The organism is Mesorhizobium sp. M8A.F.Ca.ET.218.01.1.1, assembly GCF_004791165.1.
GTDB lineage: Bacteria > Pseudomonadota > Alphaproteobacteria > Rhizobiales > Rhizobiaceae > Mesorhizobium.
In genome coordinates, this window is record NZ_SRUZ01000003.1 from 918,666 (window position 1) to 930,810 (window position 12,145).

A 12,145-nucleotide genomic window follows, 5' to 3' on the forward strand; every position below is an offset into this window, starting at 1 on the left:
GATTGATATTCTGGCTCAGCGAAGGCTGCAGCCCGTCGCAAGCTCGGCATAGCTGGTCAGGATCGCCATCGCCGAAGGTTGATCGACCGCGGGCACGACATTGACGAGATGCAGCCCCAGGCCATCCTCGAGCACGACCAGGCTGCGCGCGATCGTCTCGCTGGTCGCCCGTAGTTTAAAGATGCCGGTGGCGGCGCCCGCCTCCAGTATGCCGACATAGATCGACACCTGCCGCTCGAACAAAGTGATGTGGCGGGCCGCGTAGTTCGCATCCGAGCGCGAATAGGCGCCAAGTTCGAGCAGCAGCCGGCAGAGCTGGTCGTCCGCGTCCGTCGGCAGTCCGCTTTCGATCATCGTTTTCAGCCGCAGCCGCGGATCGGCGATCTCGGCAACCGACGCCGCGCGTATGGTGCAGAACCGCTCGACGGCCTTGCGTTGCACATCGTCCAGCAGGTCCTTCAGGCCAGGATAATAGTAGAGCAGGGCGCTCGAACTCATCCCTGCTTCATTGGCGACGTCGCGCAACGTGACGCCGGCAAGGCCGCGCTTGGCGATCATCGATTCCGCTGCCGCGACGAGCGTGAGGCGACGATCGGCCTGGGTTTTGGGTCGTCCCATCTTCGTTTCCTGAATTTGATTCAGTTTAAAACAGCCTCATGAAATTTCGCAAGCACCAATGCACCATATTTATTGACGATATCTGACTCCATCGCTACGTTCCCCTCGGAGGAATATTTTTATCTTATTAAAAAAAGGGGAGGAAGATGTCTACAAACGAAGCAACGACAGAGGCAACTGCCAAGGCCGCGCCCGCCGCCAAGGGACTGGATCGGGCACTGAATGCGCTCGGCACACTGATGATCGTGCTGTCGGCAGTGACGCCGGCATCCTCGGTGTTCATCATCGTGCCGGGCGTCATCGCGCTGGCCGGCACCGGTTCATTCCTCAGTTTCGTCATTGCCGCGGTCATCGGGCTGTTCATGGCCTTCGTGTATGCCGAGCTCTCATCGGCCTATCCGATGGCCGGTGGCGAATACACCATGATCGGCCGCACGCTCGGCCGCTTCTGGGGCTTCGTCACGCTGGTGCTGGTGTTCGTCTCGATCGTGCTGATCGTCGCCGTCATCGCGCTTGGTGTCGGCACCTATCTCGGTGTGCTCATCCCCAACCTCAGTCCGCAATGGGTCGGCGTGGTGACGATCGGGCTGGCCGGCACGGTCGCGGCGATGCGCATCAAGCTCAATGCCTTCGTCACCGGCATTTTCCTCGGCATCGAGATGCTGGCGCTGCTGATCCTGACCGGTCTCGGCTTTGCCCATGTCGAGCGGCCGCTCTCCAGCCTGTTCACCTCGCCGCAATTGCTCGACGCCACCACGAACACGCTTGTTCCGGCCTCGGCCGGCCTCATCCTGGCCTCCACTGCCGTCTCGCTGTTTGCCTATAACGGATATGGCGCGGCCGCCTATTTCGGCGAGGAGACACAGGATGCCAGGCGCAACATCGGCAAGGTGGTTCTCTGGGCATTGGTGATTACCGTCGCGGCCGAACTCATTCCGCTGACGGCGGTGTTGCTGGGGTCTCCCGACCTTCCCGGCCTGCTCGCGGCACCCCAGAAGATCGAGTATTTTCTGGAAGCGCGCGGCGGCCATGCGCTGACGGTTCTGATCAGCCTTGCCATCGTCGTTGCCATCTTCAACGCCGTCATCGCAATCATCCTGCAGGCCGCCAGGCTGCTGTTCAGCTCCGGCCGCGACAAGACCTGGTTCGGCCCAATCAACGCCGCCGTCGCCTCGGTCCATGGCAGCTACGCATCGCCCTGGATCGCCACCATCGTCGTGGCGGTGCTGGCTGCGCTCGCCTGCTTCATCGATCTCAATCTGCTGCTGGTGGTCAGCGGCACGTCGCTGGTGGTGATCTACGCGCTTCTGTGCGTGGCGGTGTTTGCCGGCCGCCGCAATGGCACCACGGCTGGCGGACACTACCGCATGCCGCTGTTCCCGGTGCCGGCCGTCCTTGCCTTTGTGGCGCTGGTCTATGTCGCCTACCAGAACCTGCTCGATGCCGCTTTCGGGCGCCCGAGCCTGATCGCGACGCTGCTGATCATGGCAGTGGCGGCAATCTACTATCTGCTGATCCTGGCCAGGCGAACGGACTGGAACCTGCACGGTCCCGACGAGCTTGCCGGATAGGCGTTACCCTCCGACGCTCTGTCCTTGCGAGAACCCCGGCCTTCGCCGGAGTTCTTTTTTGTGGCGGCCCGTCCATTCCGGAGAGACTCGCTCCGGGATGCCACGTTAACAGCGAGTGGGCGGAACAGGTGCTGAACGTCCATCAAAACCGATCGAACAGCTGCGACTTGAATACACCCAAAAAAAGTCAGGCTGAAAAGGTCGGGTCAGCTTCAGCGAATGAGGAGGCTTTTGGCCGGCATGCCATACCCTTCATCGATGGCTTGCGTTTCTGTATTTGGTGAAAAAGCCCGGAAAACTGCCTGTTTCCGGCTCGTCCGTACACCAACGAACCCTTGTATAAGCCACTGTTCATGCAAGGAAATCGCCAGTCGGTGCCATACCTCCGTGGCGTTGACATATGACGCCGCGGCATGCGTATTCACGGCTATGGGTTACGCCAAGCGATGCTGTTCGAACGGGGCGGGGGTTTCGTGAACGACTGCATTGGCGGGGGCGCCGGACGAGCGGGCATTGCAGCCTGAGGCAGTGCGCCGCTCGCTCCTGGCGTTCGATTGCGCTCGAAAGGCTACGGCTACTTGCTCGAATGGGCACTGGCTGGGTCCTGCCGCCCGTGACCTGAGGTCTTTCGCCGGCGGCCGCCGCGAGGCCCGGCAGCTCCAGCTGCGATCCGTCCTTCAAAACCTAAGCAAGTTGACCATCGTGCGTGGCTGGCCGCAAGCCATCCATCGACAGAGCCCTTTGGATCAGCAAAAAGCCCTTGAAGGGGGGGAATCCTTCAAGGGCTTTGAAACAACTATCCGAACGGAATCCTAGACCGAATAGTACATGTCGTATTCGACCGGATGCGGGGTCATTTCGAAGCGCATGACTTCCGCCATTTTCAGTTCGATGTAGCTATCGATCTGGTCGTCGTCGAAGACGCCGCCGGCCTTCAGGAAGCCGCGATCCTTGTCGAGGCTTTGCAGCGCTTCACGCAGCGAGCCGCAGACGGTCGGGATCTTCTTCAGCTCCTTCGGCGGCAGGTCGTAGAGATCCTTGTCCATCGGCTGTCCCGGATGGATCTTGTTCTTGATGCCGTCGAGGCCGGCCATCAGCATGGCGGCGAAAGCGAGATAGGGGTTCGCGCCCGGATCCGGGAAGCGGACCTCGACGCGCTTGGCCTTTGGCGACGAGCCGAATGGGATGCGGCAGGAGGCCGAGCGGTTGCGCGCCGAATAGGCGAGCAGCACCGGCGCTTCGTAGCCAGGCACCAGACGCTTGTAGGAGTTGGTCAGCGGGTTGGTGAAGGCATTGATCGCCTTGGCATGCTTGATGATGCCGCCGATGTAGAACAGGCAGCTCTCCGACAGACCGGCATATTCATTGCCGGCGAAGGTCGGCTTGCCGCCCTTCCAGATCGACTGGTGGACGTGCATGCCCGAGCCGTTGTCGCCGAAGATCGGCTTCGGCATGAAGGTGGCGGTCTTGCCATAGGCGTTGGCGACCTGGTGCACGACATACTTGTAGATCAGCATCTTGTCGGCGTTGCGGACCAGCGTGTCGAACTTGATGCCCAGTTCGTGCTGGGCGGCGGCCACCTCATGGTGATGCTTTTCGACGCGCACGCCCATTTCGGCCAGCACCGTCAGCATTTCGGAACGCATGTCCTGCGCCGAATCGATCGGCGGCACCGGAAAATAGCCGCCCTTGATGCGCGGCCGGTGACCGAGGTTGCCGGTTTCGTAGTCGGTGTCGTCGTTCGACGGCAGTTCGGTCGAATCGAGCTTGAAGCCGGTGTTGTAGGGATCGGCCTTGTACTTGACGTCGTCGAACACGAAGAACTCGGCTTCCGGGCCGACGTAGATGGTGTCGCCGATGCCTTCCGCCTTCATGTAGGCCTCGGCCTTCTTGGCCGTGCCGCGCGGGTCGCGGTTGTAGGATTCGCCCGAGACCGGGTCGAGGATGTCGCACAGGATAACCATGGTCGACTGCGCGAAGAACGGGTCCATGTGGACCGTGTCCGGATCGGGCATCAACACCATGTCGGACTCGTTGATGGCCTTCCAGCCGGCGATCGAGGAGCCGTCGAACATGACACCGTCGGCGAACATGTCTTCCTCGACCTCGACGACATCCATCGTCACGTGCTGCAGCTTGCCCTTCGGGTCGGTGAAGCGCAGGTCGACGAATTTCACGTCGTTGTCCTTGATCTGCTTCATGATGTCTTTGGCTGTCGTCATGTCATGTATCCCTGTGTGCTGACGTTTTTTTGATGGATGACGTTTCTTAAAGGATGGCCGAGTCGGATCAAACCGCGTCCATGCCGGTTTCGCCGGTGCGGATGCGCACGACTTCCTCGATGTTGGAGACGAAGATCTTGCCGTCGCCGATACGGCCGGTCTGGGCCGCCTTGCGGATGGCCTCGATCGCGCCTTCCACGGCATCGTCGCCGAGCACGACCTCGATCTTCACCTTGGGCAGGAAGTCGACGACATATTCGGCGCCGCGGTAGAGTTCGGTGTGGCCCTTCTGGCGCCCGAAACCCTTGGCTTCGGTCACGGTAATGCCTTGCAGTCCGGCCTCCTGAAGCGCTTCCTTCACTTCGTCCAGCTTGAATGGCTTGATGATCGCTTCGATCTTTTTCATGTAAAAAGTGGCCTCCACTGCCAAAAAAACGGGTTGTGAGCCCCCGCTTGCGCCTCCATCAAGCACGAACTGTGCCAGTCGAAGGGAACTGAAGCGGTGTCATACGATTCCAAAGCCATGTCACCCCCAGATGCAAATTCGCGTCATTCGCTGCATTGGAAGCGGCATGAAGGACAACAGCCTATTCGGCGCCACTGTGCGTGTCTGCCCAATATCTGGGCAAAGTGCTCATCTTGCGGGCAGCTTGGTGCCCGCGATCCTTGCGCCGATCGACGTGACCATGACAGCGCTACTCCTCCCCGTTTGCGTCGAGCCGAAAACTGGACAATGCTTGATCGAATGCGGATCGGCAATCCATGAGCCACGAACTTCTTACTTCCGCCGAGATGGGCGAAGCGGATCGGCTGACTATTGCAGCAGGTCCAACCGACGGCATTGGCTTGATGCGCCGTGCCGGGCAAGCCATCGCGGCGCAAGTGCTCAGGCGCTATCCCGCAGCGGCCCACGTCCATGTGTTGTGCGGCCCGGGCAACAATGGCGGCGACGGTTATGTCGTTGCCCAAGTCCTTGCCGGCAGCGGCGTCGCCACCACGGTCTGGGCGCATGGTCCGCCAAGGCCGGATAGCGACGCGGCACTCGCCGCCGCGGAATGCTCCGTCAGGCCCCAGCCGCTATCGGACTTTGATGCCGGACCCGGCTCGATCGTGGTCGATGCGCTTTACGGGGCAGGGCTGTCCAAGCCGTTGTCCGGCGAGGCCGCCAGGGCGGTCGATCTCGTGAGCGACCTGCATCTGCCGGTCGTCGCGGTCGACCTGCCTTCCGGCGTCTCCGGTGACAGCGGCAAGGTGCTCGGCACATCGTTTTCAGCCGACCTCACCGTGACCTTCGCGCGCAAGAAGCCCGGCCATCTGCTCCTGCCGGGCCGGGAACGATGCGGCGAGATCGTGCTTGCCGATATCGGCATCGGCGCGCAGATCATCGCAACGCTCCAGCCCCGGACATTCGAGAACGGACCGGAGCTTTGGTTGCGCGGTTTGCCGGTGCCGGTCGTCGACGCGCACAAATACAAGCGCGGCCATGTCGGTGTCTTTTCCGGTGGACCCAACGCTACCGGCGCGGCGCGGCTCTCGGCGCTTGCCGCCGCCCGAAGCGGGGCAGGGGCGGTGACGCTTCTGTCGCCGGGCAACGCCATGCAGGTCAATGCCGCGCACCTGACCTCGATCATGTTGCGCAGGACCGACGACACTGCCGACATTGAGGCATTTGTCGGGGAACGTCGGCCATCGGCCTTTGTTCTCGGACCCGGCTTTGGCGTCGGTGAAGAAACCAAGGCGTTCGCGCTCGCGCTGCTCGCGTCGGGCAAGCCAGCGGCCGCCTCCACCGGAATTGACGGCCTGGTCTTCGACGCCGACGCGATCACGAGTTTTCGGGAGGCGCCAGACGTTTTGTTCGAAGCCGCCCGTGGGCCGGACGCGCCGGCGCTGGTGATGACACCGCATGAAGGCGAGTTCGCCAGGCTGTTTCCTGGTATCGCCGACGACAATGCCTCCTCGAAGCTGGACAAGGCACGCTCGGCTGCCGCGAATGCCAATGCCGTCATCGTCTACAAGGGCGCCGATACGGTGATCGCCGCTCCGGATGGCAGGGCGGCGATCAATTCCAACGGCGTGGCCTGGCTTGCCACAGCGGGGTCGGGCGATGTGTTGTCCGGCATCGCGGCCGGACTGCTTGCCCAAGGCATGCCGGCGTTCGAAGCGGCCTGCGCGGCGGTCTGGATCCATGCCGAGGCGGGCAGTCGGTTTGGGCCGGGGCTGATCGCCGAGGACTTGCCGCTGGCGCTGGTGCCGGTGCTGCGCGACCTGGTGGCTGCAGGAGACGGGCGCTGATCAACCGCGATGCCGGCGACACCAGTTCACAGCGGAATGTTGTCGTGCTTCTTCCAGGGGTTCTGCATGTCCTTGTTGCGCAGCATGCGAAGCGCCCGGGCGATACGGCGGCGGGTCGAGTGCGGCATGATCACCTCGTCGACATAGCCGCGCTCGGCGGCCACGAAAGGCGACAGGAAGCGATCCTCGTAAGCCTTTGTATGGGCAGCGATCTTTTCGCCATCGCCGATGTCCTTGCGGTAGATGATCTCGACCGCGCCTCTGGCGCCCATCACCGCGATCTGCGCCGTCGGCCAGGCATAGTTCATGTCGCCGCGCAGATGTTTTGACGCCATCACGTCATAGGCGCCGCCATAGGCCTTGCGGGTGATGACGGTGATCTTCGGCACGGTCGCCTCGGCATAGGCGAAGAGCAGCTTGGCGCCATGCTTGATCAGGCCGCCATATTCCTGCGCGGTACCCGGCAGAAAGCCGGGAACATCGACGAAGGTGACGATTGGGATTGAAAAACAGTCGCAGAAGCGCACGAAGCGTGCCGCCTTGCGGCTGGCGTCGGAATCGAGCACACCCGCCAGCACCATTGGCTGGTTGGCGACAAAGCCGACCGTGCGGCCCTCGACCCGGCCGAAACCGGTGACGATATTCTTCGCAAAGCTCTGCTGGATCTCGAAGAAATCGCCCTCGTCGGCGACCTTCAGGATCAATTCCCTGATGTCATAGGGCTTGTTGGCGTTGTCGGGGATCAGCCGGTCGAGCGACATGTCATGATCGGTGACCGACTGGTAGCATTCGATCTCGGGAATCTCTGATGTGTTGGAAGCCGGTAGCAGGTCGATCAGCCGGCGCATCTGCAGGAGTGCTTCGACGTCATTGTCATAGGCGCCATCGGCGATCGAGGATTTCGTCGTGTGAACGGAAGCACCGCCGAGGCTCTCGGCTGTCACCGTCTCGTTGGTCACGGTCTTCACCACGTCCGGCCCGGTGACGAACATGTAGGAAGTGTCGCGCACCATGAAGATGAAATCGGTCATGGCCGGCGAATAGACGTCACCGCCGGCACAAGGGCCCATGATGACGGAGATCTGCGGTATGACGCCCGAAGCGAGCACGTTGCGCTGGAAGATTTCGGCATAGCCGCCGAGTGCCGCCACGCCTTCCTGGATGCGCGCCCCGCCGGCATCGTAGAGGCCGATGATCGGCGCACGGTTGCGCAGCGCCATCTCCTGCACCTTGATGACCTTTTCGGCATGGGCTTCCGACAGCGAGCCGCCGAACACTGTGAAATCCTTGGCGAAGAGATAGACCGGGCGGCCATTGACCGTACCCCAGCCCGTGACGACGCCATCGCCTGCGATCTTGGTCTTCTCCATGCCAAAATCGGTCGAGCGATGCTCGACATACATGTCGAACTCCTCGAACGAGCCTTCGTCGAGGAACACCTCAATGCGTTCGCGCGCGGTGAGCTTGCCCTTCTTGTGCTGGGCGTCGATGCGGGCCTGGCCGCCACCCATGCGGGCGATGTCGCGCCGCCGCTCGAGTTCCTTCAGCACGTCCTTCATCGCTCGGTCCCCAGAAAACGGAAGCTGCGTTTGTGGTAACGATGCCCGACGGGGAGCGCAAGCGTCGGCTTTTTGGTCCGTTTTTGTTGCGCTGCAACATGGAGCCCTTGCATTTCGGGGCGAACTCAGCCATATGCAGCGGCATAGGCGCTTGGGCCGGACTCACCGGCCTTCTCGACGAATGAGACTGGTTGCGTCTGTTTTCCCTCTTTCCGGTATATCGGCCCCTCTTTCCGGTACATCACAAAGTGGCGAAAAAGCCCCGTGGCATGATGCCTGCGGGCACGACAGCGCAGCCGCGCGGACAATCCTGTCCGCCGCCTTGTCGTTCCATGACAGTTTATCCGACGGCAGGTTGCGCCCTGCCGCCATTGATGTTTGCGGCCAGAGGCCGCGTGAAAGAAGATTATTTTGACCAACGAAAACACTTTGCCCGGCAATGAAACCGCGGAACTCTCCGGTTTCGCGGCGCTGGGAATTACGGGTGCGCTGCTCAAGGCAACCCACAATGCCGGCTTCGCCGAACCGAAGCCGATCCAGATGCAGGCGATCCCGCCGCAGCTGCAGGGCCGTGACATTTTCGGCATCGCGCAGACCGGCTCCGGCAAGACCGCGGCCTTCGCGCTGCCGATCCTGTCGAAGATCATCGCGCTCGGCACCAAGCGGCGCGCCAAGACGACCCGTGCGCTGATCCTGGCGCCGACCCGTGAACTCGCCGTGCAGATCGAGGACACGATCAAGATCCTCGCCAAGGGCGCGCATGTCTCGACGGCACTCGTACTGGGTGGCGTCTCGCGCTTCAGCCAGGTGAAGAAGGTTGCTCCCGGCGTCGATATCCTCATCGCCACGCCCGGCCGCTTGACCGACCTCGTGCGCGAGGGCGACCTCATCCTCTCGGACACCAAATGGCTGGTGCTGGATGAGGGCGATCGCATGCTCGACATGGGCTTCATCAATGACGTCAAACGCATCGCCAAGGCGACCGCGCCCGACCGCCAGACGGCCCTGTTCTCGGCCACCATGCCGGACGAGATCGCGGAGCTCGCCAAGGGCCTCTTGAAGAACCCGGTCCGCATTGAAGTTTCGCCGCAAAGCACCGCGGCGGCCGAGATCGTGCAGGGCGTCGTCTTCGCCCGCACCAAGCAGAAGCGCCAGGTTCTGTCGACGATGCTCGCCGACGCGGCGATGAAGTCCGTCATCATCTTTTCGCGCACCAAGCATGGTGCGGACCGGGTGACCAAGGACCTCGAGCGCGACGGCTTCAAGGCCGCCGTCATCCATGGCAACAAGTCGCAGAATGCCCGTCAGAAGGCACTGAATGACTTCCGTGACGGCTCGGTGCGCATTCTGGTCGCGACCGACATCGCCGCGCGCGGCATCGACGTGCCCGGCATCAGCCATGTCGTGAATTTCGACCTGCCGGATGAGGCGGAAAGCTACGTCCACCGTATCGGCCGCACCGGCCGCAACGGCATGGATGGCATCGCGATCACGCTTTGCGATCCTTCGGAGAACAGCAAGCTGCGCCAGGTCGAGCGGATCATCCGCACCAAGCTGCCTGTTGTTGCCGACCATCTCGGCAGCCCCGATCCGGCACGCAATCCGGCTGAGAAGAACGAGCGCTTCGAACCCGCCAACGATCGCAGCGACCGTAACGGCCGTCGCGACGGCCGGCGGCCGGGCGGCGAGAAGAAGCAGAACAACGGCTTCGGCAAGAAGCGCTTCGGCGACAAGCCGGCCTTTGCCGGCGAGCGCAAGCCCGAAGGCGCCAAGCCCTTCAAGGGCAACAACAAGCGCCGCTTCGGCGGCAAGCGTCCGGCAGCGCGGGCTGCTTGATAGGCCTCACGGACGCCTCCAATCCCTGGGGTTGGCTGGTTGACCGGATAGCAAAGAAGAGGGCGGCCGAGGCAATGCTTCGGCCGCCCTCTTCTTCTTGAAGCCTATTTCGCCACCGCTTCGATCCAGACGGCAATCCGTTGCGCCAGGAACGCCGTGGTGGATGGCGACAGCGCGTCGCCGGCAATGACATGATTGTCGGGATCGCCGGTGCTTTCCATGGGCACCAGCTCATGCGCGCCGCCCCAGCGCGCGGCGATTTCGCGGGTGCGGTCGGGCCGTACTACCTTGTCGATATCCGAGAAGATGAACAGGGCGGGGATGGTCGCCTTCTCCATAGGCGCGCCATAGGCAAGCTCGGTCAGGGCCTGCATCGGCATCGTCGCGGCGATCGGATATCTGGTGGTCCACAATTTCTCATGCAGCGCATTGCGTGGCACGAAACTGCGCTCCTTGCCGGCGACGAGTTCGGCGATCTGCTTGCCCCAGGGCATGGTCAGGATCTCGGCGCCGGATGCCGTCACGCCGCAATTGGGCGAGATGAATGCAATGGCCGCCACACCCTCGGATGCCCCGGGCTGCGTCGCCGCCCAGGCCGCCAGCGAGCCGCCGGTCGACGTCGAGATGACGATCACCTTGTCGCCGATTGCCCGGCCGATGGCGATCGCCTCCTCATAGTCGTTGATCCAGGCATTGACGCTGCCTTGCGTCATCGCTTCGCCGTCTTGGCCATGACCGGTGAGGCGGGTGTAGAACAGGTTGGCGTCGAGCTGGTCGGCCACGTCGTCAGGTAGCGGGCGCACCTCGCCCTTCGAGGCGGAAAAGCCGTGGATGTAGACGATCGACAGCGGGGTCTTGGCATGCACCATCGGGTTGGCCCAGACGATCTCCTTTTCCAACCCGTCTCGGATATTGGGTACGGTGGCCTCCACTTTTGCCACATAGGCTTGTGGGTCGTCGCCGATGACGGAAGGATCGAAGCGGATCGTGGTGTCGATCGCTACGCGTGGACCCAGTACGAAGGTCAGTGCAAGGATGGCGACCAGGCCCAGCACAGCAAGCACGATCCGTCGCCCCATCGCAGACTCCACGCAACAATATTCAACCTATGGCGGTGGCCATGGACAGGCAACGGCCGTTCAGGCAGCCATGCCAGCAATCCTGTGGGCATCTATTCGTTGGGCGGTTTGCGCTCGTAATGCAGCGGCCGTGCCTTCCAGCTGGTCGTCAGGATGATCACCCATCGGCATAAGGGCCTTGGCAGCATGCCAAGAATTTTCAGCGGCCAGCTCGTCCGGTAAGGGAAGGTCACTTCGAAGCCACCGGACTTGATGCCCCGCACCATGCGGCGGGTCGCGCGGCCGACCGGCATCAGGCCCGGCATCGGAAGCATGTTCTTTTCGGTCAATGGCGTATCGACAAACCCGGGATTTATCACCTGAACGCGGATGTTCATCTTGTCGAAATCATACTTCAGCGACTCGGCCAGGATGTTGATGGCGGCCTTGGTGCCGCCATAGGCGGCCGTGGTCGGCCAGCCAAAATAGGCGGTCACCGAGCCGACCAGAACGACATGGCCGCGCGCGCGCACCCGCATATGCTCGACGACAGGCACCAGCCCATTGATGATGCCGAAATAGTTGACCTCGAAGGAGCGGCGGAAGTCCTTGACGACGAGGGATTCGCCGGGTGTCGAGATGTAATTTCCAGCATTGAATATGGCGAGCACGATCGGTCCGAGGTCCTTCTCGATCGCGGCGACCGTTCTTGCCATGCGCGGCTCGTCGGTGACGTCGCAGGGAAAGGACACGACCTTGCCCGGCATCTGCGCGGTCTCGACGATGAGCGTGTCGATCGGATCGTCGTCCAGCGCTGTCACCGCCACCGCATAGCCTTGTGACGCCAGGTCCCTGGCCAGCGAACGGCCAATGCCGCTGCTGCCGCCCGTGACCCAGGCGACGCCGTGTTTCGGATCGGCCCGATAGAGTGTCATGCTGCGCCCTGCCGAGTTGTTGGTGCTTTGCTCTAGCGGTGAAGAAATCGAATG

9 protein-coding genes are annotated in these 12,145 nt (G+C 62.4%); 3 read left to right on the forward strand and 6 right to left on the reverse strand.

Features of this window, described 5'->3' with window-relative positions; all coding sequences use genetic code 11:
- Positions 1–15: 15 nt before the first annotated feature.
- Positions 16–618, reverse strand: coding sequence for a TetR/AcrR family transcriptional regulator (locus EN861_RS15875; protein WP_135867744.1), 603 nt, complete (start codon positions 616–618; stop codon positions 16–18).
- Positions 619–764: 146 nt separating this feature from the next.
- Here EN861_RS15875 and EN861_RS15880 point away from each other — a divergent pair, with 146 nt between their 5' ends.
- On the forward strand, positions 765–2,189 hold the full coding sequence (locus tag EN861_RS15880) for an APC family permease (protein WP_135867745.1): 1,425 nt from the start codon (positions 765–767) through the stop codon (positions 2,187–2,189).
- An 812-nt stretch (positions 2,190–3,001) separates the two neighbouring features.
- On the opposite strand, the gene glnA is transcribed toward EN861_RS15880, so the two are convergent.
- Both glnA and EN861_RS15890 read right to left on the reverse strand, forming a co-directional pair.
- Entirely contained in the window at positions 3,002–4,411 is a 1,410-nt protein-coding gene (gene glnA, locus EN861_RS15885; RefSeq protein WP_127279623.1) for a type I glutamate--ammonia ligase, read from the reverse strand.
- A 67-nt stretch (positions 4,412–4,478) separates the two neighbouring features.
- Positions 4,479–4,817 (reverse strand): P-II family nitrogen regulator, encoded by a 339-nt coding sequence (locus EN861_RS15890; RefSeq protein WP_006205430.1) that lies wholly within the window; start codon positions 4,815–4,817, stop codon positions 4,479–4,481.
- Positions 4,818–5,173: 356 nt separating this feature from the next.
- Here EN861_RS15890 and EN861_RS15895 point away from each other — a divergent pair, with 356 nt between their 5' ends.
- A complete protein-coding gene (locus tag EN861_RS15895; protein WP_135867746.1) occupies positions 5,174–6,703 on the forward strand; it encodes an NAD(P)H-hydrate dehydratase in 1,530 nt (509 codons plus the stop codon).
- A gap of 26 nt (positions 6,704–6,729) precedes the next feature.
- On the opposite strand, the gene EN861_RS15900 is transcribed toward EN861_RS15895, so the two are convergent.
- Positions 6,730–8,262 (reverse strand): acyl-CoA carboxylase subunit beta, encoded by a 1,533-nt coding sequence (locus EN861_RS15900; protein WP_127869351.1) that lies wholly within the window; start codon positions 8,260–8,262, stop codon positions 6,730–6,732.
- Positions 8,263–8,673: 411 nt separating this feature from the next.
- Here EN861_RS15900 and EN861_RS15905 point away from each other — a divergent pair, with 411 nt between their 5' ends.
- On the forward strand, positions 8,674–10,098 hold the full coding sequence (locus EN861_RS15905) for a DEAD/DEAH box helicase (protein WP_135867747.1): 1,425 nt from the start codon (positions 8,674–8,676) through the stop codon (positions 10,096–10,098).
- 104 nt (positions 10,099–10,202) lie between these two features.
- On the opposite strand, the gene EN861_RS15910 is transcribed toward EN861_RS15905, so the two are convergent.
- Together EN861_RS15910 and EN861_RS15915 are read right to left on the reverse strand one after the other, a co-directional pair.
- Positions 10,203–11,177 (reverse strand): alpha/beta fold hydrolase, encoded by a 975-nt coding sequence (locus tag EN861_RS15910; protein WP_135867748.1) that lies wholly within the window; start codon positions 11,175–11,177, stop codon positions 10,203–10,205.
- A 92-nt stretch (positions 11,178–11,269) separates the two neighbouring features.
- On the reverse strand, positions 11,270–12,091 hold the full coding sequence (locus tag EN861_RS15915; protein WP_127280474.1) for an SDR family oxidoreductase: 822 nt from the start codon (positions 12,089–12,091) through the stop codon (positions 11,270–11,272).
- Positions 12,092–12,145 lie beyond the last annotated feature (54 nt).